General features: G+C 70.9%; 15 protein-coding genes and 1 tRNA gene. 7 read left to right on the top strand and 9 right to left on the bottom strand.

Translation table 11 applies throughout. From position 1 onward, the window contains the following. Positions 1 to 5: 5 nt before the first annotated feature. Together HNR30_RS25415 and HNR30_RS25420 are read left to right on the top strand one after the other, a co-directional pair. Complete coding sequence (locus HNR30_RS25415; protein ID WP_181612536.1) at positions 6 to 620, top strand: DJ-1/PfpI family protein; 615 nt, start codon at positions 6 to 8, stop codon at positions 618 to 620. A gap of 46 nt (positions 621 to 666) precedes the next feature. Further along, entirely contained in the window at positions 667 to 1,038 is a 372-nt protein-coding gene (locus HNR30_RS25420; RefSeq protein WP_181612537.1) for a nuclear transport factor 2 family protein, read from the top strand. Between the two features lie 71 nt (positions 1,039 to 1,109). Here the strand turns inward: HNR30_RS25420 and HNR30_RS25425 are convergent, their stop codons facing one another. Further along, on the bottom strand, positions 1,110 to 2,177 hold the full coding sequence (locus HNR30_RS25425) for a PP2C family protein-serine/threonine phosphatase (RefSeq protein WP_181612538.1): 1,068 nt from the start codon (positions 2,175 to 2,177) through the stop codon (positions 1,110 to 1,112). A 141-nt stretch (positions 2,178 to 2,318) separates the two neighbouring features. On the opposite strand from HNR30_RS25425, the gene HNR30_RS25430 reads away from it, so the two are divergent. Further along, complete coding sequence (locus HNR30_RS25430) at positions 2,319 to 4,379, top strand: ATP-binding protein (protein ID WP_181612539.1); 2,061 nt, start codon at positions 2,319 to 2,321, stop codon at positions 4,377 to 4,379. Positions 4,380 to 4,549: 170 nt separating this feature from the next. On the opposite strand, the gene HNR30_RS25435 is transcribed toward HNR30_RS25430, so the two are convergent. Then, positions 4,550 to 5,416, bottom strand: a complete 867-nt coding sequence (locus HNR30_RS25435) for a GNAT family N-acetyltransferase (protein WP_181612540.1) — start codon at positions 5,414 to 5,416, stop codon at positions 4,550 to 4,552. A 303-nt stretch (positions 5,417 to 5,719) separates the two neighbouring features. On the opposite strand from HNR30_RS25435, the gene HNR30_RS25440 reads away from it, so the two are divergent. The 3 genes from HNR30_RS25440 to HNR30_RS25445 are packed head-to-tail and all read left to right on the top strand — an operon-like array spanning position 5,720 to position 12,894. Beyond that, complete coding sequence (locus HNR30_RS25440) at positions 5,720 to 8,617, top strand: helix-turn-helix transcriptional regulator (protein ID WP_181612541.1); 2,898 nt, start codon at positions 5,720 to 5,722, stop codon at positions 8,615 to 8,617. A 59-nt stretch (positions 8,618 to 8,676) separates the two neighbouring features. Beyond that, positions 8,677 to 8,799 (top strand): hypothetical protein, encoded by a 123-nt coding sequence (locus HNR30_RS49455; RefSeq protein WP_281389815.1) that lies wholly within the window; start codon positions 8,677 to 8,679, stop codon positions 8,797 to 8,799. A gap of 33 nt (positions 8,800 to 8,832) precedes the next feature. Then, the gene (locus HNR30_RS25445; protein ID WP_181612542.1) at positions 8,833 to 12,894 is read left to right on the top strand and encodes a S8 family serine peptidase; all 4,062 of its coding nucleotides are present in this window, start codon (positions 8,833 to 8,835) and stop codon (positions 12,892 to 12,894) included. A gap of 181 nt (positions 12,895 to 13,075) precedes the next feature. On the opposite strand, the gene HNR30_RS25450 is transcribed toward HNR30_RS25445, so the two are convergent. The 6 genes from HNR30_RS25450 to HNR30_RS25475 all read right to left on the bottom strand — a co-directional run bounded on the left by HNR30_RS25450 (position 13,076) and on the right by HNR30_RS25475 (position 19,491). Next, positions 13,076 to 13,149: transfer RNA gene (locus tag HNR30_RS25450), tRNA-Lys, on the bottom strand. A gap of 57 nt (positions 13,150 to 13,206) precedes the next feature. Further along, positions 13,207 to 14,958: an ATP-binding protein gene (locus HNR30_RS25455; protein ID WP_181613051.1), complete on the bottom strand. Its 1,752-nt coding sequence runs from the start codon at positions 14,956 to 14,958 to the stop codon at positions 13,207 to 13,209. Between the two features lie 105 nt (positions 14,959 to 15,063). Further along, on the bottom strand, positions 15,064 to 15,762 hold the full coding sequence (locus HNR30_RS25460) for a 4'-phosphopantetheinyl transferase family protein (protein WP_312894633.1): 699 nt from the start codon (positions 15,760 to 15,762) through the stop codon (positions 15,064 to 15,066). Positions 15,763 to 15,852: 90 nt separating this feature from the next. Then, positions 15,853 to 16,500 (bottom strand): response regulator, encoded by a 648-nt coding sequence (locus tag HNR30_RS25465; RefSeq protein ID WP_181612543.1) that lies wholly within the window; start codon positions 16,498 to 16,500, stop codon positions 15,853 to 15,855. Continuing rightward, on the bottom strand, positions 16,487 to 17,473 hold the full coding sequence (locus tag HNR30_RS48120; RefSeq protein WP_181612544.1) for a sensor histidine kinase: 987 nt from the start codon (positions 17,471 to 17,473) through the stop codon (positions 16,487 to 16,489). Before HNR30_RS48120 ends, HNR30_RS25465 begins: the two co-directional genes overlap by 14 nt. A gap of 347 nt (positions 17,474 to 17,820) precedes the next feature. Next, positions 17,821 to 19,491, bottom strand: coding sequence for a 2-isopropylmalate synthase (locus HNR30_RS25475; protein WP_181612545.1), 1,671 nt, complete (start codon positions 19,489 to 19,491; stop codon positions 17,821 to 17,823). A 307-nt stretch (positions 19,492 to 19,798) separates the two neighbouring features. Between HNR30_RS25475 and HNR30_RS25480 the strand changes: the two genes are divergently transcribed. Then, a complete protein-coding gene (locus HNR30_RS25480) occupies positions 19,799 to 20,731 on the top strand; it encodes a UbiA family prenyltransferase (RefSeq protein WP_181612546.1) in 933 nt (310 codons plus the stop codon). Positions 20,732 to 20,899: 168 nt separating this feature from the next. Here HNR30_RS25480 and HNR30_RS25485 read toward each other — a convergent pair whose 3' ends face one another. Beyond that, complete coding sequence (locus HNR30_RS25485; RefSeq protein ID WP_181612547.1) at positions 20,900 to 23,617, bottom strand: AAA family ATPase; 2,718 nt, start codon at positions 23,615 to 23,617, stop codon at positions 20,900 to 20,902. Between the last annotated feature and the right edge of the window lie 155 nt (positions 23,618 to 23,772).

A 23,772-nucleotide genomic window follows, 5' to 3' on the forward strand; every position in this document is an offset into this window, starting at 1 on the left:
GCCGCATGCTCACCCAGTTCGTTCTCTTCGACGGTTTCGACCCCCTGGACGTCATCGGCCCCTACGAGGTCCTGCACGCGGGCGGGACTACCGTCGAGCTGGCCTGCGCGGAAGGGCCGCGCGACGTCGTCAGCGGCCTCGGCCTGTCGCTGCGCGCCGTCGCCCGGCTCGACCCCGATCGCGCCGACGTGATCGTCGTCCCCGGCGCCGCGGGCCGCCTGCCCGCCGGTGACGACGACGTGGCGCCCGACAGCATCCCCGGCATCCTGCTGGCCACGCTCTCCACCGGGCTGCCCGCCGTACTCAAGCACGCCCTCGACCTGCCGGACGTGACGGTCGCGACCGTGTGCGGCGGCTCGCTGATCCTGGCGATGGCCGGGCTGATCGGCGACCGGCACGCCACGACCAACCATCTCGGCCTGCACCTGCTGCCCGGCCTCGGCGTGCACGCGGTCGACGCGCGGGTGGTCGACGACGGCGACCTGGTGACGGCGGCCGGCGTCACGTCGGGGGTGGATCTCGGCCTGTACCTCCTGGAACGGCGTTTCGGGCCGGCCAGGGCGATCGAGGTCGAGAGGCTCTTCGCCCACGAGCGCCGCGGCACGGTCTGGCGGCCGTGATCGGCGTGTGATCCGCGCGTGACCCGCTCGCGTGGACAATGGCGGCATGGCCGACCACGACGCCACCCAGCTGATCGACGCCTACTGCGCGGCCTGGAGCGAACCGGATCCGGGCAGGCGACGCGAGATCCTCGGCGGGGTGTGGGCCGACGGCGGCACCTACACCGACCCGAACGTGCACGCCGTGGGGCTGGACGACCTGCTCGCCCACATCGGGTCCGTCGTCGCGCGCCGGCCGGGCGCCAGGGTCGTGCGCACCAGCCGGGTCGACGTCCACCACGGCCTGGCGCGGTTCGCCTGGCAGGTCGTGCAGGCTGACGGCACGGCCCTGCCGGAGGGGCTGGACCTGGCCGAGTTCACCGGCGACGGGCGGATCCGCCGCATCGTCGGCTTCTTCGGCCCGCTCGCGAAGGCCTGACGCTCGGCACAGAGCTCGGCTTGGCAGGGGGTATAGCGCGCGGCCTCGCCCAGGCGTAGCTCGCGGAGGGGTCAGCGGGCCGGTTCCGTCACCGGGCTGCGCGGCCACGCCTGGGCCGCGCCCGAGTGGTCGTACTCCGGCTGGCACAACACCAGCGCCAGATCGTCGTCGAAGTCGCCCCTGGCATGTGCGAGCACCATGTCGTGCACCCCCTGCAGGGCGTCCTCGAGCTGGGGACGGGTGAGGCAGGCGCGCACGCGCTCGTCGAGCGCGAACATCTGCCCGCCCGGGTCGCGCGCCTCGACCAGGCCGTCGGTGTAGAACAGCAGCCGCTGGTTGCCGCCGACGATCGCCGTGATCATCGTGGGGTCCGGGTCGAGCCCGAGCGGCGGCGCCGGGTCCGGCGCGCACAGCACGTCGAGGCGGTGCCCGATGCGCACCGGCGGGTGGTGGCCGCAGTTGACCAGCCGTACCAGCCCTGGCGCGAACTCCGCCAGCAGCACGGTGACGAAGTCCTCCTCGTCGAGGTCTGCGCCGAGGCGCCTGTCCATCGCCTTGGCCAGGTCGACCAGGTCCTGAGCGTGGAAGACCGCCTCGCGGAAGCTGCGCAGCACGTCCGCGGCCTGGGAGACGGCCTGCAGCCCCTTGCCTTTCACGTCCCCGATGATCAGCCGCACCCCGAACGGGGTGAAGGCGACGTCGAACAGGTCTCCGCCGATCAGGGCCTGGCGCGCGGCCGAGCGGTAGCGGTGGGCGAAGGCCAGCCCGCCGACGCGGGCGGGGATGGGGCGCAGCAGCGCGCGCTGGGCGACCTCGGCGACCTGGGACAGGTCGGCCAGCCGCGACAGCTCGCTCTCCCGGTGTCCGCGCACGTGCGCGGCGATGGTGGCGAACACGCCGCCGACCATCACGGTGACGGTGTGCACGACGTGGTCGGCGGTGACGAGGGTCTGTTCCAGTACGCCGGTCATGGTCGCCAGCACCACGGCGAAGATCCCGGCCATCGCGGTGCGCGCGGCGACCGACCGCGCGGAGATGATCAGCGGCCCGGCGATCAGCAGCCCGGCCAGGTGCACGCCCGGGCCCAGCATCACGTCCGCTGACGCGATGGCCAGACTGGTCAGGAGCGCGAATCCCACCCACGCTCGCTCGATGTGCACGAGAAAGTACCGCCTCGCCGGATTGCTTTGCCTGTGGCAACTATCTCACCATGCGTCAGCTCTCGCACACGGTCCGCGAAAGAGTACGCTGTGGTCTTCTCCTCACGGGAGGTGAATGCCGTGAACCTGCGGACGGGCAATCTCCCGGCCGAGTCGACGAGTTTCGTCGACCGGGAGCGCGAGCTGGCCGAGCTGCGGCGCCTCGTGGGCGGATCGCGCCTGGTGACGCTGACCGGCGTCGGCGGGGTGGGCAAGTCGCGGCTGGCGCTGCGCCTGGCGTCCCAGCTGGCGCACGCGTACGCCGACGGCGTCTGGTTCGTGGAGCTGTCGAGCCTGCAGGAGCCCGCGCTGCTGGCGCACACCGTCGCGCTGACGCTCGGCGTGCCCGACCAGTCCGCCCGCCTGCCCGGGGAGGTGCTGGCCGAGTACCTCGCGGGCAGGCGCTTGCTGATCGTCTGGGACACCTGCGAGCACATGATCGCGGCCTGTGCCGATCTGGCCGCTGCCCTGCTGCGTGCCGCGCCGGGGCTGCACCTGGTGGTCACCAGCCGCGTCAGGCTCGGGCTGAGCGAGGAGCGCCTGTTCACCGTCGAGCCGCTGGCCGTACCGGAACCCGGCGAGATCGGCCCCGACTACACCACGCAGCCCGCCGTGGTCCTGTTCGCCGAACGGGCCCGCGCCGTCGCGCCGTCGTTCACGCTGACCCCGCAGGTCGCCGCCATCTGCCACCGCCTCGACGGGCTGCCGCTGGCGATCGAGCTGGCCGCCGCCCGCCAGCGGGTCATGACGGTGCAGGAGATCACCGACCACCTCGCCGACCGTTTCCACCTGCTCACCGGCACACCCCACGGCGATCCTCGCCACCAGACGCTGCGCACCACGATCGGCTGGAGCCACGAGCTGTGCGAGCCGAAGGAACGGCTGCTGTGGGCCCGCCTGTCGGTGTTCGCCGGGCTGTTCGACCTCGACGCCGCCACCACCGTCTGCGCCGACGAGGCGCTCTCGCCCGCCGAGATCACCCACGTGCTGCGCGCCCTGGTCGACAAGTCGATCGTGCAGCGCCTGCCCGAGGGTTACCGCATGCTCGACACCATCCGTGAGTACGGCGCGCAGTGGCTGGCCGAGCTCGGCCAGGACGAGCCGCTCCGGCGCGGGCACCGCGACTACTTCCTGGGCCTGGCGCGCTGGTTCTACGCCGACTGGTACGGCCCGCGGCAGATCGAGTGGTACGACCGCCTGCGACGCCGGTTGCCCGACATCCGCACGGCCCTCGACTACTCCTTCTCCCGCCCGGACCAGCAGCTGGCCGGGCTCGACCTGGCCGGGTGCCTCATCTACTGCTGGGTCTGCCTCGGCATGGTCCGCGAGGGCCGGCTGCACCTCGACCGCGGCCTGTCCCTGGCCGTCGAGCAGGGTCCCGAGCTGGCCCGCGCCCTGTGGGCCTCCGGCTGGGTCACCCTCACCCAGGGCGACTACGAGCGGGGCCAGGTGCGGCTCGAACACGCCCTGCGTGTCGCCGACGAGCTCGGCGACCTCGAAGCCCTCCCCCACGCGGGCGCCATCACCGCGGTCGCGCCCGCGCTCGCCGGCCGCAACGACGACGCGGAACGCCTGTGCGGCGAGGTCCTGGCCCTGGTCGGCTCGCGTCACCACGACTGCCTGTTCGTCGTCCACATCCACCGGCTCATCGCCCGCGCCCAGAGCGGCGACCTCGACGGCGCCCTGGAGACCGTACGCACCATCCGCGAGCTGTCCGACCGCCACGGCGAGGTGTGGGCACGCTCCTACGCCGACGCGTTCGGCGCGGGGGTCCAGCTGGGCCTGGGCGACTTCGCCGCGGCCGCCGCCTCGGCCCGCGCGGCCATCCGCGTCAAGTCGTCGCTCAACGACGCGCTCGGGCTGGCCATCTCCTTCACCAACCTCGCGCTGGCCACCGCCTTCCTCGGCGACGCCGCCCGGGGCGCGACGCTGCTGGGCATCGCGACGGCCCAGTGGCAGGTCGCCGGTTCGGTGGTCGCGCAGACCTCACCGGCCTTCGTGGCCGCGCACACGAGGTGCGAGGAGCACTGCCGCGCGGCGGTGGGCGACCAGGCGTTCGAGCACGCCTTCGGCGAGGGCGAGGAGATGGACCTGCGGGCGGCGCTCGCCTACGCGCTCCATGACCCGGGCCGCCGGCGATGACCTCGCGCCCCATTACTCCGTTCGATCAGCACCAGGTCATGGACAGCGCGACGCCCTCACCCACCGGCCCATGGACCTGACGGACGACGAGCAGGCTCTGGTCGGGCGAACGATCGCCGAACTCGGCGGTGAGTAACCCCCCTACAGCCCCATCGGCGGGCAGGCACGCCTTACTCCACCCGGCTCAGGTCCCGCACCTCGGCCTGCGCCTGGTACCCGGCAGAGCGATAGGTAGCGACGGCCCCGGCGTTGGAGCCTTCGGCGCACACGGTCGCGCTGGACGCCCCCATGTCCCGCAGAGCGGCCGCGGCACCGACCGCCATCGCCTTGCCGTAACCGTGCCCTTGATGATCGCCGTGCACTCCAAGGGGTTCGAGCAGGCCGGGCTTCCCCGGACCCGCAGACCAGACGGTCGTGGCCGCGACCGCTTCGCCCTGGTCGTTGTATCCCACCAGGCATCGAGCGTTGGCGTACGGCGTCCCGGCCGCCATGGCCTGCCATCGCTCCACGCTGAACTTCGACCCTGGGAATGCCGCGCGGTGAACCGCGACTCGGTCGTCGACCCGTTCGGGGCCGACCACCTCGACTCGCAGGCCGCAGTCCTCCACGGCTTCGCTCAGGCCACGCACCATCGGGATCCACGGCTCATCGAGTTCCCAGCCGCCCTCCTGCAACAACTCCGAGAATCGGCTGCCCCAGAGCGCTTCGACATGAGCCTTGCCCGCCGCCAGGACGCCGCGTTCGCGTCGCGACACGTCATCGGCCATCTGCCGCGCGAGGTCCTCATCCATTCGCGCTTCCGGATCGACCGCCAGACGCACCAGTTCGGACCCGTCGAGCAGGCCGACCCCGAGGATCCTGCCCTCACGACTCCACACTCGCAACGCCGCGGCGGTCCGCTCCGGGCCGAACTGCCAGTAGAACCCGACATCCCCCGGATGCAGCTGCATCGAGGCCCCTTCGCGCCGCCACTCCGCCAGCGCGCGCACCACTTCGTCCAGGTCACCGGCACCCGGCGTACTCAGCAAGACAGACATCCCGCGATCAAACACGGTCACACCCGGCGCGTCCAATGATTTAGCGCGAGCCCCAGCACGCTCACCGGCGGAGCCTCCGCCTCGGCGCGTCAGTCGCCGCACAACCGACGAGACCGGAAAGGGAGAAGCCATCTGACGAACTTCACGCGATGCACGCCCGGAGAGGGGCCAGAACTCGCCCGTGCTCAGCGCTCCACGATCCACAACCTGCCCCTGAGCCGTACGAACCTTTGCTGTATGAATGACCGCAACTGTGGCGATTCGTGACGCAGGGCATGGGTCAGGTGAGCGGAGGCGGTCCCGATGGCAGGCAGCGACGCGGGACGGGTGACCTGCCCGATCCTGATCGGACGTGAGCAGGAGCTCGATCGCCTGGTCGCGGCGGTGAGTCGGCCACCCGCTGTGGTGGTTCTCGAAGGCGAAGCCGGCATCGGTAAGAGCAGGCTGCTGGCCGAGCTGGCCGAGCGGCCCGAGATGGACGGCAGGCTGCTGCTCCGGGGCGGCGCCCGGCGCATCAGGGAACCGTTCCCGCTGGGTCCTCTAGTGGAAGCGCTCCGCGGCACAGGCGATTATCTGGTGCGCGCCGAACTGTCGCCGGTCGCGGGCGCGCTGCGCGCCCTGCTGCCAGAACTCGCGCCGGTGCTGCCGCCCGCGCTCGACCCCCAGAACGACCGGGCCGCCGAACGGCATCAACTGTTTCGCGGTCTGGCCGAGGTACTACGAGCGCTTGAGCCCCTGGTCCTCGTGGTGGAGGATCTGCATTGGGCTGACCAGCAGACGATGGAGTTCCTCTCCTACGCACTGGCGCTGCCCCTGCCCAGGACGTCGGTCGTGCTCGCCTACCGTGGGGAGGAAGCCGGCCCCGCGGTCCGAGAGGTGACCGGGCGTCACGCTGACGCGGTCTTCCACGATCACATCCTGTTGACGGCCCTGAACTCCGCGCAGACGGGTGACATGGCTGCGGCGATTCTGGGCGAGGAGGGTGTCACCGCCGATTTCGGCGCTCACCTGTATGAGCTTTCGTCAGGGCTTCCGCTCGCCGTACAGGAGTTGATGGCGCTGCTGCGGGCGCGTGGTGCGCTGATCAGGCTGCGTAGCGGACGGTGGGCTCGCAAGGCTGTGGCTGAGCTTGACGTGCCACCAGGCGTACGCGACTCGGTGCGTGAGCGGGTGGCACGGCTGCCTGAGCCGGCGCGCGTCGTGGCCGAGGCGGCCGCGGTCCTGCATGTCCAGGCGCGCTTGGAGGAGCTGCAGCGGGTCAGCGGGCTTCCCAGGGCTGACACCGTGGCCGGAGTGGACGAGCTGCTGGTCTCCGGCCTGCTGGTCGAGCAGGACGGGTCGGTGGCGTTCCGGCATGTCCTCACCGCCCAGGCGGTGTACGGAGCGATCCCGCTCGGCCGCCGGCAGGAGTTGCACGCGCGGGCCGCCGCGGCGGTGCGGGCCCGCAAGCCGGTGCCGCTCGGTCAGGAGGCCCACCATCTGCGCCAGGCCGGGCGGCTGGCCGACTGGGTGGAGACGGCTGAACAGGCAGCCGAACAAGCCTCGCAACTCGGCGACGACGCCGAGGCCGTGCGCATTCTGGAGGACGTGCTGCGCCACGCGCCCCTCGAACCCGAACACCGCAGCCGCCTGGCGGTGCGGCTGGGCTGGGCCGCTCCCCAGATGCTGCGCCCGCCGGAGGTCATCGACCTGCTGTCGCAGGCGCTGGAGTCGGAGCAACCAGGCCTGCTGCGCGGCCAACTGCACTTCCTCATCGGCCTGCTCCAGGAAAGACGCGGAGAGGATCCAGGCGCCCAGCGCCGCGCCTTCGCCGCGGCCGTCGGCGATCTCGCCGGCCGCCCCGACCTCGTGGCATGGGTGATGGCGGCGCTCGGCCGGCCGATCGACCCGCGAGTGCCGCTGTCCGAGCACGCCGTCTGGCTGGAGCGGGCGCTGCGGGCGGTGCCGGCGATCGGCAACCCGGTCGAGGAGGTGTTCGTCCTGGGCAAGATCGCGACCTCGCTGGGTGGGTACGGCGATTCCCGCTGGCGGGAACTGACCGAGGAAGTGCGCGGCAGGACCGGCGGGCGGCCACGGCACCGGCAGGAGGTGGGCGCCTATCGGTCCATCGCGGAGAACGCCTGCCTCACGGGGAGCTACGAGATCGCCGCCGCTCTGCTGGCGGCGGCGATGCGGGAGGCGGCCGGTGAAGAGTGGTCACGCGAGCCACTGGCTCGCTGCCGCTTGGTCGCGCTCGTGCTGTCTTGCTGCCAAGGCCGGTGGGACGGCCTGGAGGAGGAAACCGCGCTGCTGCTCGAGGAGTACGACGGACGCCCGTTCGATCGCCTCGGTGCCGAGACCGTCGCGGCCTGCCTGGCTTTGGCGCGTGGCGAGCTCGACACCGCCCGGCGTGAGCTCCCCGATGTGGCCGGGAAGGCCGTGGCCATGGGCGCCTATGAGCTGCTTCCGCTGTCGGTGGCCGGGCTTCTACGGCTGTCCACGGCGAGCGGCGAGGCCCGGGGCGCGCTCGCGGCGACCGAGGAGGCAGTGGCCGTGTGGGACACCAAGGGACTGTGGCCGCTCGCGGTCCGAGCGGCACCCGCGCTGGCCGAGGCGATGGTGGCAGCGGGCCGGCAGGACGACGCGGCCGCCTTGACGGATCGGCTGGCGACACGCCTCGACGGCCTCGACGCGCCGCTGGCCGCCGCGGCGCTGGCGCACGCGCGCGGTCACCTGGCCTCGGAGGACATGGCCGCCGCGGCGCACTTCCGCGCGGCGGCGGCCGGTTACGACCTGCTGGGCGCACCGTATGAGGCGGCCCAGGCGCGCGAGCTGGCCGCCGGTCGCCTGTTCGCCGGCGGCAGATCCGGAGCAGGTGAGCTTCTGCTGGCTGCCATGGCGACCTTCCGCGACCTGGGCGCGCGTTGGGATCTCGATCGTGCCGCGCAGCTCGCCCGCAGGCACGGCGTGACGGTCAAGGGCCGCTATCCCGGGGGTCCGCAGGGTTACGGCGCGGACCTGTCCCCCAGGGAACGGGAGATAGCCGAGCTGGCCGCAGAGGGACTGACCAACCGGGAGATCGGCCAGCGGCTGTTCGTCTCGCCCAGGACGGTGGAGAAGCACCTCGGCGCCGCATTGCGCAAGCTCGGTCTGCGCTCGCGTGCGGCTCTTGGCGCGCACCTCGGCACCGAGCGCCCCCGTAGTGACCCACCCGGTCCGTGAGCCTCGAATGGGGCGCCCTACCCATAGCCCCTACCGGCCGCGCACAAGACGCTTATGGCATGTCCGAAACCGACTCCCCCGACGGCGAACAGGGCGACGCCGACCCGAAGCGGAAAGAACCGCCGGAGAAGCCGGTCATCGAACCTCTTGATGACGCCCCCGAAGGGTTCGAGCCCGTCTGATCTTCCCCACTGCAGCCGAAAGGGCAGTTCCGCATGCTTTCCCGCAGATCACCGCACGATCCCCCCTCCCTCAGGCCACGTCGCACGAGCGCGCTGCTCGCGGTCTCGGCACTGTCGATCGGCGCCTTCGCAGCGCCTGGCACCCCCGCCCTCGCCCAGGAACCCGCCCCCGTTCCGGGCCAGATCACCAGTCCGGTCGCGCTGACCGGACTGGGCCCGGGTGACCGTACGATCACCCTGATCTCCGGAGACCGGGTACGGCTCAGCGACGCGGGCGGCGGCACGTACTCCGTCCGGCCGGAGTCGAGCGTGCGCCCCGACGGCACCACCGCCCAGCTCGCCACGCTCGCCACCCCGGACGGCGTCTACGTCACCCCGAGCGACGCCGTGCCCGCCATCAACGCGGGCCGCCTGGATCGGGAACTGTTCAACATCACCTACCTGGCCGAGAACGGCTACACCGACGACCAGGCCGAGCAGTTACCCGTCATCGTGCAGTACCCCGGCCGGCACACCGACAACGCGGTCGCCTCCGCGGCCGAGGCCATCCCCGCCAGCGAGCCCGTGCTCACGCTGGAGAGCGTCAACGCCGCCGCGCTACGCGTCACCAAGGCAGAAGCGGGCACGTTCTGGACCGCGGTACGGGCCGCGCCGGACGCGAACGGGCTCGCCGGGCGGGCGGCGCTGCGCGGCGAGATCGCCAAGGTGTGGCTGGACGGCAAGGTCAAGGCCGACCTGGCCGAGAGCGTCCCGATGATCGGCGCACCGCAGGCGTGGGCCGGCGGCCACGACGGCGCGGGCGTGACGGTCGCCGTCCTCGACACCGGCGTCGACGCGGACCACCCCGACCTGGCAGGCCGGATCGCCGACAGCAGGTCCTTCATCCCCGGCCAGCAGGTGCGGGACGGCCACGGCCACGGCACCCACGTCGCCTCCACCATCGCCGGCTCCGGCGCGGCGGCCGGTGGCAAGCACAAGGGTGTCGCGCCCGGCGTCCGGCTGATCGTCGGCAAGGTGCTGTCCGACGAGGGGTCGGGCAGCGATTCCCAGATCATCGAGGGGATGGAGTGGGCAGCCGCCTCCGGCGCCAAGGTGGTCAGCATGAGCCTGGGCGGCGGGGCCAGCGACGGCGGCGACCCGATGAGCCAGGCGGTCGACGCGCTCAGCGCGTCGACCGGCGCGCTGTTCGTGATCGCCGCGGGTAACGCCGGCGAGGGTGGTGCCGAGACCGTCGCCACCCCCGGCACGGCCGACGCCGCGCTCACCGTGGCCGCCGTGGACAAGAGCGACCAGTGGGCCGCCTTCTCCAGCCAGGGGCCGCGCGTCGGCGGCGGCCTCAAGCCGGACATCGCCGCCCCTGGCGTCGCCATCGCCGCGGCGCGCGCCGCGGGCACGAGCATGGGCAGCCCGATCGACGAGCACTACACGGCCGCGAACGGCACCTCGATGGCCACCCCGCACGTCGCCGGAGCCGCCGCGATCATGGCGCAGCGGTATCCGGACTGGACGGGCCCGCAGCTCAAGGCCGCGCTCATGTCGACCGCGAAGGACGACGCGCTCAGCGTGTACAAGCAAGGCGCCGGCCGCGTCGACCTGGCCACGGCCCACACCCAGCAGGTCTTCGCCGTCACCGGAGGGATCGACTTCGGCGCGGTGGAGACCGGCGCCGAACCGGCCACCCGGGAGCTGACCTACACCAACGTGGGCAGCATGCCCGTCACGCTGACGCTCGCCTCCGCCCTGAGCGAGTCGGACGGTGGCGTGGTCGAGGGCGCGCTGAGCCTCGGTGCGACGACGCTCACCGTGCCCGCCGGAGGAGCCGCCACCACGACGGTCACCGTCGACCCCAAGGCGCTGGCGAACCTTGACAACTACACCGGCGCGGTCACCGCGACCGCCGACGGCGTCCGGCTGCGCACCCCTGTGGGGGTCGTCCGCGAGGTTCCCAAGGCCACGCTCACCATCCGCACCCTCGGCCGTGACGGCAGGCCGCTGACCCCCTGGGCCCAGGACACCATCGACGTGTCCGGTGGCAAGGGCGTCATCGGCGGCGTCGCCGTACCCGCCGAGGGCACCACGACCGTCCGCGTCCCGCACGGCGTCATCAGCGTGGCCCAGTTCGTGGAATGGGTCGGCGACGACGACCGGCTCAACCTGGCGATGTTGTCGGTGCCGGAGCTGACCGTCACGCGGGACACCGAGATCACGCTCGACGGCCGGAAGCTGAGCCAGGTGCGCTTCAGCACCCCGCAGCCCGCAGAGCCGCTGAACAACTATCCCTACCTGGCCTATCAGCGGACCGTCGTCAACGGCGACTCCTACATGGGGTTCACCTGGCCACGCGCGCCCTACGGAGGAGCCGCCCAGTTGTGGGCGCTGCCCACGGAGAAGGTCACCAAGGGCGCCTTCCGCTTCCACACCCGCGTCACCCTCGGCCGGGCAGAGGTCGCCATGAGCGTGCGCGGGCGCGACAGGCTCACCCTGCACCCGATGACCGCGCTGCACGGCATCAACCCCGCCGGGGTGCACGAGCAGAGCGACGGCTTCCCCGGCTACGTTCCGTTCACCGGCACCCAGGACCTGGAGGTCGTCGACGTCGGCGAGGGCAGGCCCGAAGACCTCGCGGGCCGCGACCTGCGAGGCAAGCTGGTCCTGCTGGAGGCGCCGCTGTCACAGGGCGTGTTCGGTGACGCGTGCGGCGTGCAGATCGAGCGGCTCGGCCCGATCCGTGACGCCGGTGCGGCGGCGGTCGCGCACTTCCCGAAGCCGGGGTCCGGCTGCGCCATCCCGCTGGGCTTCACCCAGGTCCCCTTCACCGGGGAGGCCAAGCCCATCGGCGTCGCCACGGTGTCACTGCCGTCCCGCGAGGGGCTCGCCCTGCGCGCCCGGCTCGCCGGCGGCAACCAGGTGACCGTACGCGTGACCGGCACGGAGGAGACGCCCTACAGCTACACCTTCGCCCCCTACGAGGAGGGCCGGGTGTCCCGCTCGCTGCACTACACCTTCGGCGAGCGTGACCTGGCCAGAGTCGATCTGGAAGCCCATGTCGCCGCCCCCAATCGTTACGACGACTGGCGGTATGCGCACAAGCTCGACGACGTCATGCCGCTGTCGACGAGTCTCGCCGGATGGGGCGGCCCCCGGCTCGGCCTGCAGGAACGCCGCGACTGGATCGGGCCGCTCGACGGCGGGACGCTCTGGTCGCACGGCATGGAGGAGTTGCGCGGCACGCCCGCCGACGCCCGCGTGCCGCAGTGGGCGCTGGAGGTGTTCGACAAGCCGGTCAGGATCCGCCAGACCTGGATGGCCACGCCGTTCACGCCCGGCGCCGCGACCGGCTCGGACAAGGTCTACAAGCTGGCCCGGCCGGGCGCGAACCTCGGCGCGTTCTTCCGGTGCATGATGTGCGTCCAGGGCGACAAGCTGTGGGCGGAGTTCGAGCCCAGCTACGGCTCCCCGGGCACCAGGCAGTACAGCGGCGGCTACTGGCCGACGAACGACCTGACCAAGCCCGGTTTCGAGGTCCGCCTCCACCGGGACGGCAAGGAGATCCCGCGCGCCTCGGTCGGCGGCACCACCATCCTGCCGGTCTTCACCCTGCCGGAGGAGTCCGGTAGGTACCGGTTGACGGCCAGGAACGATCGGCACGACGTCGAATGGATCTTCAGCACCCCGGTGACGGCCCAGCCCCTGCCCGGCTCCTTCTGTTCACTCGAGGTGCTGTACGGCACGGCAGAGCCCTGCAAGCCGACCCCGGTCGTGTTCGTCAGCTACGACCTGGGCGACACGCTGGACGTCGCCAACAGCGTGCGCGCCGGGCGTTCACACACCTTCACCGTCTCCCCCTACCACGCGCCGTCCTTGGGGAAAATGCCTGACATCGCCGGCCTGAAGCTGTGGGCCAGCACCGACGACGGCGCCACCTACATCCCCGTCCCGGTCACGCGCGGCGCGGACGGCACCTACACCGCCAGGACCCGCTACCCCGCTCTCGGGGACACCACGGGCGCCGTGACTCTCAAGGTCGAGGCCTGGGACAGGGCGGGCAACACCATCAAACAGACCACCATCCGAGCCTTCGACCTGCGTAAGTGACCATCTGACCGCGTGGATCCGGCCGCGGCGCAGAGCCGCGCCGGTTCCGCCGGGGATCTCGTCCATGAGCGCGTGCCGCAGGTGGCGACCGGATGCACGCCTCGACAGCCGCATCGACGATCCGAGCCCTGAAAACCACGAAGCCCCAGCTCAGCACGCTGAGCTGGGGCTTCGTATCAGGTGCGCCGCCAGGGACTCGAACCCCGGACCCGCTGATTAAGAGTCAGCTGCTCTAACCAACTGAGCTAGCGGCGCCTGCGAGAGAAATATACCGGTGATCCGCATCCTGGTCGAATCGGTTACCTGAGCGGCTCACACGTCGAGGATCTCGCAGATGACGGCGCCGGTGGCGATGGTCTGCCCGGGGGTCACGCCGAGGCGGGCGATCATGCCGGATTTGTGTGCGGTGATCGCCTGTTCCATCTTCATCGCCTCGATGACCGCCACGAGGTCGCCCTTCTCGACCAGGTCGCCGTCGCATCGCGCGACCATCACGACCGTGGCCTGCATCGAGCTGACCACGGCGGTTCCCTGGGCCGCAGGGGTGGCGACGCCGAGGCCGCTCCGGCGGGAGGCCGGGCGCGCGGGTGTCGGTACGGCGGCGCCGGACAGGGCGGCGGGCATCACCACTTCGAGCCGCCTGCCGCCGACCTCGATGAGGACACGTTCGCGGGCGGGTGAGGGCGGCCCGTCGAGGGTGCCCGATCCGGCGAAGGGCGGGATGGTGTTGGCGAACTCCGTCTCGATCCAGGAGGTGTGCACGGTGAAGGGAGAGGAGGTGAAGGCGGGGTCGGTCACGACCGCGCGGTGGAAGGGCAGCACCGTCGGCATGCCGTCGATCTCCATCTCGGCCAGGGCACGCCGTGACCTCTCTAGAGCTTCGGTGCGGGTGCGCCCGGTCACGACGAGCTTGGCCACGAGGGAGTCGAAGGTCTGGGGGACCGTCATCCCGGCCTCGTAGCCGCAGTCGAGCCGCACGCCCGGTCCGGAGGGGACGCGCATGGCGGTGAGGGTGCCGGGGGCGGGCAGGAAGTTGCGGCCGGGGTCCTCGGCGTTGAGGCGGAACTCGATCGAGTGTCCGCGCACCTCCGGGTCACCGTAGCCGAGCGGCTGGCCGTCGGCGATGCGGAACATCTCGCGCACCAGATCGATCCCGGTCACCTCTTCCGAGACGGGGTGTTCCACCTGCAGCCGGGTGTTGACCTCCAGGAAGGAGATGGTGCCGTCGCGGGCGACCAGGAACTCGCAGGTGCCCGCGCCCGAGTATCCGGCGGCCCGCAGGATCGCCTTGGAGCTGGAGTAGAGGATCTCGACCTGGTCCGCGGTCAGGAACGGCGCGGGCGCCTCCTCGACGAGTTTCTGGTGCCTGCGTTGCAGCGAGCAGTCCCTCGTGCTGACCACCACCACGTCGCCGTACTTGTCGGCCAGGCACTGGGTCTCCACGTGGCGTGGCCGGTCCAGGTAGCGCTCCACGAAGCACTCGCCCCTGCCGAAGGCCTTCGTGGCCTCGCGGACGGCGCTGTCGTACAGGTCAAGGATCTCCTCCAGCGTTCTGGCGACCTTCAGCCCGCGTCCGCCTCCGCCGTACGCCGCCTTGATCGCGATCGGCAGCCCGTGTTCCCGCGCGAAGGCGACCACCTCGGCCGCTCCCCGCACCGGTTCGCTCGTGCCCGCGGCCAGGGGCGCGCCCACGGCCGCCGCGATGTGTCTGGCGCGGACCTTGTCGCCCAGGGCGGCGATGGCGGAGGGCGGAGGGCCGATCCAGGTGAGGCCCGCTTCGATGACGGCGCTGGCGAACTCGGCGTTCTCGGCCAGGAAGCCGTAGCCGGGGTGCACCGCGTCGGCGCCGGTCCGCGCCGCGATGCGCAGCAGCTTGGCGACGTCGAGGTACGTCTGCGCGGGCGACTGGCCGCCCAGCGCGTGCGCCTCGTCGGCCATCCTGACGTGCAGCGAGTCGAGGTCCTGCTCGGCGTAGACCGCCACGCTGGCCAGCCCGGCGTCCCTGCAGGCACGTGCCACCCGTACGGCGATCTCGCCGCGGTTGGCGATCAGGACCTTTCTCAACATGCTTCCCTCCGCGAACGTGGGCGGGGCGGTGACCGAAGGGCGGGGCGGTGACCGAAGGGCGGGGCGGTGACCGAAGGGTGGGGCGGTGACCGAAGGGGCGGATCAGATCCGCTGCAGCGCCTTGTCGGAGCGCGCCGAGATGGCGATGGCCGTGAGGACCAGCCCATGGCTCGCCATCCAGCGGCCGCTGAAGCCGGTCAGCGGCCGGCCCATGACGCTGGGCCCGGTCACGAGCAGCCGGGCGAAGAACGTGCCGCGCACCGGGTCGAAGGTGACCGTCGCGCTCTCGAAGTCGAGCCAGCGTTTGGTCAGGGGGAACCAGGCCTTGTAGACCGATTCCTTGGCGCTGAAGAGCAGGCGGTCCCAGGAGGGCCCGGGATGCTCGCGCGCCAGCCGACGGATGGCGGCCCGCTCGTCGGGCTTGGAGATCGCCTCCAGCACTCCGGTGGAGATGCCCTTGTCGGGTTCGGCGTCGATGCCGATCGTCAGGGCCTCGGCACTGGATCCGACCACCGCCGCGCGGTAACCCGTGCAGTGGGTGATGCTGCCGACGACGCCTCTGGGCCACTGGGGTTCGCCGCGCACACCCGGCAGAACCGGCTGGGGAGGCACGCCGAGCGACTCCATGGCCTTCCTGGCGCACATCCGTGCTGTCGCGAACTCCGCGCGCTTCTTGGCCACGGACCTGCTGATCACCTCGGCCTCCGCGGGGAAGAGCCGGACGTTCGCGTGGTCCTCGAAGGTGTCGACGGCCATCGCCCAGGGGGGCAGGATGTTCGCGATCAAAGCCTCGGTGTTCACATTTTCACGATAGGCAGGGGCCGCGAGCCCGAAGAATCGCCGGGGGCGGCTTCTGGGGTAGTCGGCGCGGCAGTCAGGGGGCGGGCAGGGTCACCTCGTGGGGGTGATCAGCGAGGCGTCGATGGCCCGGTTGACGGCGTCGATGCGGGATGCGGCTCCGAGCTTGACGAAGATGTTGCGCAGGTGGCGCTTGACCGTTGCCTCCGTGGTGTTCAGCCTGGAGGCGATCTGCCTGTTGCTGAGGGCCTGCGCCACCAGTTCCAGCACCTCTCGCTCCTTGCTGGTCAGCACGTCGGACGGCGCGCCCTCCATCTGGGCCAGGCTCTCAGGGGAGACGACCAGGACGAGGCGGTCGCGTTCGAAGTGCACGCTCCGGATCGCCGACACGAGCTCGTAGCGGTGCACGGTCTTGAGCAGGTAGCCCCGGATTCCCGCCTGCAGCAGCTGGCGCAGCAGATGCGGCCCGTCATACATGCTGAGGATGATGATCTGGGTGCTCGGCGACAGGGCGCGGGCCTGGGTGACGGTGTGCGCCGCGGAGCCACCGGGGATCTCGACGTCGAGCAGGAGGACATCGGGGCGTTTCTGCGAGATCAGCTCGAGCGCGGTGGCCGAGGTGCCGGCCTCTCCCACGACGACCAGGTCTCCCTGCGCCTCCAGGATCTCACGCACCCCTTCTCGGAACAGCGCGTGGTCGTCGACCAGCACGATGGTGATGGGACGGTCAACCTGGCTCATCTACGGACCCCGGTAACGGCACGGCGAGATCGATCCTGGTGCCTCGCCCCACCTCGCTGCTGATGGTGACCATGCCGCCCAGCAGGGCGGCACGTTCTTGGATGGAGGCCAGCCCGAGACTGTGGCGGTCAGAGGGCCGGTTGACGTCGAAGCCGCGGCCGTCGTCGGCCACCGATGCGCGCAGCTCGTGCGGCGCGATGTCGACCCTGATGGAGATGGCCGACGGCTTGCCGTGGCTGAGCGCGTTGCGGATGCCTTCGCTCAGGATGAGCAGGCATTCCTCGGAGATGGCCGGTGTCGCCCACACCTCGTCCCCGTTGACCACCAGTTCGGCCCGCAGGTCCTCGGCGCCGATGGTCTCGAGATGGGCCAGCAGCGCCTTCTCGAGGCTCTGGATCGGCTCCAGGGGGTGAAGGTCGGAGGTCAGTTGCCGTAGGCGCCACATGGCCTCGCGGATGGCCTCCTGGGTGCGCTCCATCTTCGCGATGGCCTTGGCCGGGTCGGTCGTGCGGTACATGACCGACAGCTCGGCCTGCCGGTGGGCGACGCTCAGGCTCTGCCCGATGCGGTCGTGCAGTTCGCGGGCGATGCGCCCGCGCTCCGCCACGTGCGCTTCGTGCACCTTGCTGAGCAGGAAGCCGGCGTAGCTGGTGGCGGCCTCCCTGATCCGGATGGAGACCGACTGCTCCAGCGTGTTGACCACGTGCCTCAGCAGGCGGTCGGTCTCCGAGTCGCCCTGGAGGCGCTTGCTCAGCACCGAGAAGGCGGCACGGAAGAACACGGAGGCCGCCAGGAGGGATTCCTTGGGATGTACGCCCGCGGCCGCCCGGGTCAGGCCGATGTCCCAGGACAGGAAGCGGAAGGCTTCGTCCGACTGGGGAAGGTCAGTACTGAGCGCGGCCGCGATATCCGTCAGGATTTGGTTGGCGTTGGCGATGACCTGGGCTCTTGCGTGTGGGTCACGGACGAGCACGCTCCCTACCGCTTCGAGATCCTGCTCGTACCTGGCGAGGATATCCGCTCGACACTCTTCGATAAGAGCGACTGAGGGACCATGCGTCTCAGCCTCGGCCACCCTGCCCCCTTCTGTCAGTTTCCCCGATATTCACATCATGGTTCAAAACTGACAGGCGGGCAACCGACATCGGGTGAATGAAGGAGTCAACCAACAGAACCCGAGCCTAACTCAATTGGACAATAGACTTTGCTCCTAATATTACTGAAGGTCAGTTTCCACTGTCATTCACATGCTCACGAGCACAAATGTGAGTGCCAATGTAGGAGGACGGCGCCCCTGCGCGGAGGCGCCGTCCTCGATGATCAGGCCGGACCTGTGGTGATCATCGACTCGGGCACGCCGCTCCTCCTGAGGGCGACGCCGATCGCCGACAGGGCGGCCCCGACGACGGAGGAGTCCACACCCGCCCCCCAGACGATCCCGGCGTCGAACTTGCACTCGGCGTAGACCGTCGACTCCACGTCCTGCCCGGCCGGCCGCGCCGCGCGGTGCACCGTGCGCACGTCGATGCCCCAGGCCGAGAGTTTGGCGCCGATCGTCCGCGCGTCGTGCTCGCCCGCCCCGTCGAGGTGGAGCGTCGCGGCGATGCGGCCACCGGCCACGTACAACTCGCCTGGCATGCCCTGCGGCAGGAGGTACTCCTTCTCGAACAGCGCCCAGACCTGTTCCGGCGACAGCTCCGCCCCCAGCAGTTCGGCGCTCGCCTGGACCACCGTGGAGAAGTCCCGCTGGAGTTCCTTGGGCAGGCGCATGCCGTACCTGGCGTTCATGACGTAGGCGACGCCGCCCTTGCCCGACTGGGTGGTGATCCGCACGATCGCCTCGTAGGTGCGGCCGACGTCCTTGGGATCGATGGGCAGGTACGGCATCTGCCATGGCACCTCGTCGACGCTCGACCCCTCCTCGGCCGCCTGGCGCTCGAGATCGTCGAAGCCCTTTTTGATCGCGTCCTGGTGCGAGCCGGAGAAGGAGGTGTAGACCAGATCGCCGCCGTAGGGGTGCCTGGGGTGGACGGGGATCTCGTTGCAGAGCTCGACGGTGTGCCGGATCCGGTCGATGTCGGAGAAGTCGATGCCGGGGTCGACGCCGTGGCTGAACATGTTCATGCCGAGCGTCACCAGACACACGTTGCCGGCCCGCTCGCCGTTGCCGAAAAGGCAGCCCTCGATGCGCTGGGCGCCGGCCAGGAGGGCCAGTTCGGCCGAGGCAACACCCGTCCCGCGATCGTTGTGCGGGTGGATGGACAGGCAGACGTGCTCGCGGCGTGACAGATTCCGGTCGAGCCACTCGATCTGGTCAGCGAAAACGGACGGGAGCGAACGCTCCACGGTGGTGGGGAAATTCAGGATTATCGGACGGTCCGCAGCCGGCTCCCACACGTCCATGACGGCCTCGCACACCTCGAGGGAGAAATCGGCCTCGGTCTCATTGAACAACTCAGGTGAGTACTGGAAACGAAAATCACCCTCACGAAGCTCCTTGTCGGCGTATTTCTTCACCAGCTCCGTTCCCCGCACCGCCAGCTCCCGGCACTGCTCGCGGTCCATTCCGAACACCACGCGCCGGAACAGGGGCGCGGTCGCGTTGTAGAGATGCAGCGTGGCCCGGGGCGCACCGGACAGGCACTGGATCGTGCGTTCGATCAACTCGTCCCTGGCCGGCACCAGTGCCGATATCCAGACGTCGTCCGGGATGCGATCTTCCTCGATGAGGAGGCGGACGAAGTCATGATCATCCTGGCTGGCGACCGGGAACCCGACCTCGATCTCCTTGTAGCCGATGTCGATCAGAAGTTCGAACATGCGAAGTTTTCTCGCCGGGGACATCGGGTTCGCGAGCGACTGATTGCCGTCACGCAGATCCGTGGAGAGCCACCGAGGCGCGGAAACAATGCGCCGATCCGGCCACGCGCGACCGGGCAGAACGAGAGGAGTGAAATTTGAATAACGCTCTACTGGTCGACTCGCGTCCATTCCTGAATCTCCTTCGGCGAGATATTCCGAATGCCTCTGCGTGTTGTCAACACCAAATAATCATTGACCCCCCAGGTCAAGACCGATGATCAGGAGAACGCCGTCGTGCACCGAAGGATCAGTCCGGGTATCCAAAGTTCGGTCCGTGCGCGCCGGACCGATCCCCCCATGGGGGCGCATCGATGTTCAGGCCACCAGGACCTGTGTGACACTAGGGGTGAAATCCGGCGTCGATCTGCAACGTCACCGGCTCCACCGGGCGAAGGTGACTAGTGAACAGCTCCACTGCGGCGGAAGGCTGACGATGATGACGACCGACATCGGTTCCTCTTCCGGTTCCTCCTCCGGCTCCCTGCCCCTGCGCCGCGCCGTTATGTGCGTGGCCGAGGCACGGGTGACCGTCCAGATCAACTTCCTGCTCCGCTACCTCACCGGCGCCTGGCTCAGCTCGGCGGCCGGCGGGGGCGAGCCCGTCAGGGCGGCGTGGGGGGCAATCAGCTGGACCCTGGCCGTCTTCGCCGTCTACCTCTACAACGGCGTCACGGACATGAACGAGGACCGGCTCAACGGCTCGCGCCGGCCCATCGCCAGGGGTGAGCTGCCGCCGTCCTTCGCCACCGGGGTCGCCGCCGCGTCGGCGCTCGTGTCGGTCGCCGCCGCGGTGCCGCTCGGGCCGGCGTGGACCGTCATGGCCATGCTCTTCCTGGCGCTCGGCTACCTCTACTCCGGCCCGCCCTTCCAGCTCAAGCGCAGGACGAGCGCGACCGTCGTGATCGGCCTGACCGCGAGCGTCCTCACCTACTGCGCCGGCGCCTACGCCTATGCCGGCGAGCTGCACGCCGACCCGACCTTGATCGTCTTCGTCCTGGCGGCCTCGCTCTGGACCGGGCTGGTGGGCTCGACCACCAAGGATCTGCCCGACCTGGAGGGCGACGCCGCGGCCGGGCGCGTGACCTACGCCGCGGTCCACGGCGAGCGCGCGCTGCGGCGGGCCGCCGTCGCCGTCTCCCTGGCGCTACCCGCCGTCGTCACGGTGGCGGTCGTGCTGCTGGATGTGGCGTTGCTGCTGCCGACGGCCGCCATGTGGGTGGGCGGAGTGGTCATCGCCCTGCTGTGCAGGCGGCCGATCCCAGCGGGCCCCCGGCGGGGCCGGCCGTACGCCGTCTTCATGGTCACCCAGTACGTCCTGCACGCGTGCGTGATCGTGCCGGCGCTCTCGCGGGACTGGCTGCTGCTGTAGGGGGCCCGCACGCGGCACAACGGGCCGCGCACACGAGTGACCCGCCGACCGCCGCGCCGCGCCCGCGCTGAGCGCGCGTCCGCCGCGCCGAACGACCCGCCACCACGCCGAACGACCGGCCGCGTGTCATCGCGGCCGGTCGCAACGGAGGTACGGCCGGCGACCGTTCTACTGCGCGGCCGAGGCGTGGCCCACCAGGTTCAGATCCGCCGGCAGGTCGGCCCGCTGGGTGATGTTCAGCTTGCGATACACCCGCGTCAGGTGCTGCTCGACGGTGCTGACGGTGATGAACAGCTTGGCGGCGATCTCCCGGTTGGAGTAGCCCGCCGTGGCCAGCCCGGCCACCCTGCGCTCGGCGTCGCTGAGGATCGCCACCGCCCTGCCGGGCTGGTCGCCCTCCCCGGCGTGCACGTCGTCGACGGCGAGCAGGCGGCTCAGCGGCCGGGCGCCGCACTCCTGGGCCAGCGCCCGCGCCCGGCCGGCGATGACGCCCGCCCGGCGGAACTCGCCCACCGCGTGGTAGGCCTCGGTGAGCTCGAGCAGCACCCTGGCCAGCTCGTAGCGGTCGCCGCTGGCCTGGACGTACTCGACCGCCTGGCGCAGGAACACCGGCCGCTGCCGGGGCTCGCTGGTGACCGCCAGCATCCGCAGCGCCATCCCGTCGGTGCGCTCCGACCCGGCTCCCGACCGCTCCAGTTGCGCCTCGGCCAGCTCGCGGGCCTCGTCGGGCGAGCCCAGCGCGAGGAGTGCCTCGGCGGCGTCAGGGCGCCAGGCGATGAAGCCGCAGGTGTCCATGTTCCACTCGGTCAGCAACTCCCCGCAGAGACGGAAGTCGCGCAGGGCCGCCGCCGGGTTGCCGACGGCGAGCTGGTAGCGGCCGCGGGCCTGCAGGAACTGCACGCCGAACCGGGTGCGGAGCATCGCCTCGGGGAAGGCGTGGTCGAGCTGGGCGAGCGCCTCGTCGTAGCGGCCCATCCCGGTGGCGGCCAGCATGAGGGTGGCCACCGGGCCGCCCACGGCCACGCCCCAGCTGCCGGGCGGGATGCTCTGGAGCGCCTGGCGGGCCAGGTCGGCGGCCTCGGCCAGCTCGCCGCGTCGCAGGCAGATCTCCGCGCGGATCGCCGTCAGGCGGGCACGGCGGGCCGGTGATCCGCCGGTGCTCAGCTCGCCGAGCAGTTCGTCGCAGCGGGGCATCGCCCGGTCGGCCTTGCCCGCGTACACGAGTGCGAGCAGCGCGCTCTCCACCGTGTCCATGGACATCTCGTCGAGCTTGGAGCTGCGCAGGATCCGCTCGGCGGTCTGCACGATCTGCTCGCGCGGGCCGTTGGTGAGCGCCCCGGCCAGGACGTTGATCGACTCCAGCCGCCGGCCGACCTGGAACGGCAGTACGGCTTCGCTGACGCTCCTGCCGGTCCAGCTGTTCATGTGGGTGAGCAGCGGCGGCGCCGTGCAGCGCAGCCACATCCGGGTGCCCACACCCTCCGCGACGGTCAGCGGGTCGGCGTCGCCGGATTCGGCGATGCGCTCCAGCACGTCGCAGGCCACGTCCATCCGGCCGTGCCACAGCAGCGCCCTGGCCAGGACCATGGCGTCGCTGCCCTGGAGGGTGCCGTTGTGGAGCGCGGCGGTCAGCTCCTCCATGTGGCCGATGGGCACCTTCGGGTCGATGCGCCACTCGGCGCGCATGAGCATGGTCGCGATGGCCGAGCGCTCGCGCTCGTCCAGGCGGCCGTGCAGGGCGAGCTTGAGGCAGTCGACGGCGGATTCGACGTCGCCGTCGGCCAGCCGCCTGCGGGCCGCGGACTCCAACACCGGTACCGCCCAGGACTCGTCGGCGGCCTCGGCCTTGCACAGCTGCTCGGCGACCGACAGGTCGGAGGCTCCCTCGTGGTAGAGGAACTCGGCCGCCTGCCGGTGCATCTGCCGGCGCCGCTCGGCGGACAGGTCGGCCAGGACGGCGTCAGCGCCGGCCTCGTCGCGGAAGCGGCCCGCCTCCAGCAGTCCTGCCGTCTCCAGCCAGTGGAGCGACATCGGGACGGAGGTGGTGTCGGAGTGGGCCAGCCGGCGGACGAGACCGGGGTCTCCGAGCACCGCCACCCACCGGGCCACGTCCAGCAGGGCAGGGTCGGCCCGGTGGAGGCAGGACAGGACGGCTTCGCCGTACCCCTCGGCCGCCTGCTCGGTGCCGGTGCGGAGGAAGTCGTCGACCAGGCCGCCCATCAGGAGCGGGTTGCCGCCGCTGAGGCGGTGCCACTCCGGTGTCACCCGCTCGGCGGCCTCGGGGCCCAGGCGCTCGGCGGCCATGCTCTGCACCGAGCCGCGCGAGAGGGGCAGGAGCCGGATGGCGGTGCAGTGCGGCTGGCGCATGACGTCGGTGGGGAAGAACCGGTCGCGCTGGTGGGCGTAGTCGGCGTGGCCGAACACCATCATCGTGGGTGTCGACCGGGAGCGGCGCATGAAGTACGACAGGCACGCCTGGGAGGCGTGGTCGGCGTCGTGCACGTCGTCGACCACGATCACCAGCGGCAGCTGCTCCGCCAGCGACAGCAGCACGCCGCTCAGGGCTTCGATCACCGGTGTGGTCAGGCGCTCCGCACCCTCGTGGAGCAGGCCGGTCGTCTGCTCGCGCAGGTTGCCGCCCAGCGGGGCGCCGCCCAGCAGTTGTCCCATGACCCCGAGCGGCAGTTCTGTCTCGGCACGCGAGGCCGACGCCACCAGCGGGAGCGCCGCCTGGCCGTAGGCCTGCTCGGCGAAGGCGTGCAGGAGTTCGCTCTTCCCCGTGGCGACCACCCCGGTCACCATCGCGACCCTGCTGCGCCCTTCGACGGCCTCGCCGAGCAGCCGTTGCAGCGAGTCCATCGCCGCGTCTCTTTCGAAGAATCCCATATCACGTGCCCCCTGAGCCTGTGGAGAACGATATTCACAGTCCGATCAGGACCGATTGGTGGAATTTACGGTACGCCGCCCCTTATGCGCCCACAACGGGGTTACCCGTTATGTCGACCGATCTACAACTTTCGATCCCCCAAGGGGTCGAAGAA

The organism is Nonomuraea soli (genome assembly GCF_013761175.1).
Taxonomy (GTDB): domain Bacteria; phylum Actinomycetota; class Actinomycetes; order Streptosporangiales; family Streptosporangiaceae; genus Nonomuraea; species Nonomuraea soli.

Bases quoted from the DNA above. Each gene is read 5' to 3' on its own strand.
- HNR30_RS25465 (WP_181612543.1), bottom strand. From the start codon at position 16,500: ATGAGCCAGGTTGACCGTCCCATCACCATCGTGCTGGTCGACGACCAC.
- HNR30_RS25445 (WP_181612542.1), top strand. From the start codon at position 8,833: ATGCTTTCCCGCAGATCACCGCACGATCCCCCCTCCCTCAGGCCACGT.
- HNR30_RS49455 (WP_281389815.1), top strand. From the start codon at position 8,677: ATGTCCGAAACCGACTCCCCCGACGGCGAACAGGGCGACGCCGACCCG.
- HNR30_RS25420 (WP_181612537.1), top strand. From the start codon at position 667: ATGGCCGACCACGACGCCACCCAGCTGATCGACGCCTACTGCGCGGCC.
- HNR30_RS25435 (WP_181612540.1), bottom strand. From the start codon at position 5,416: ATGTCTGTCTTGCTGAGTACGCCGGGTGCCGGTGACCTGGACGAAGTG.
- HNR30_RS25475 (WP_181612545.1), bottom strand. From the start codon at position 19,491: ATGGACGCGAGTCGACCAGTAGAGCGTTATTCAAATTTCACTCCTCTC.
- HNR30_RS25440 (WP_181612541.1), top strand. From the start codon at position 5,720: ATGGCAGGCAGCGACGCGGGACGGGTGACCTGCCCGATCCTGATCGGA.
- HNR30_RS25485 (WP_181612547.1), bottom strand. From the start codon at position 23,617: ATGGGATTCTTCGAAAGAGACGCGGCGATGGACTCGCTGCAACGGCTG.
- HNR30_RS25480 (WP_181612546.1), top strand. From the start codon at position 19,799: ATGACGACCGACATCGGTTCCTCTTCCGGTTCCTCCTCCGGCTCCCTG.
- HNR30_RS25415 (WP_181612536.1), top strand. From the start codon at position 6: ATGCTCACCCAGTTCGTTCTCTTCGACGGTTTCGACCCCCTGGACGTC.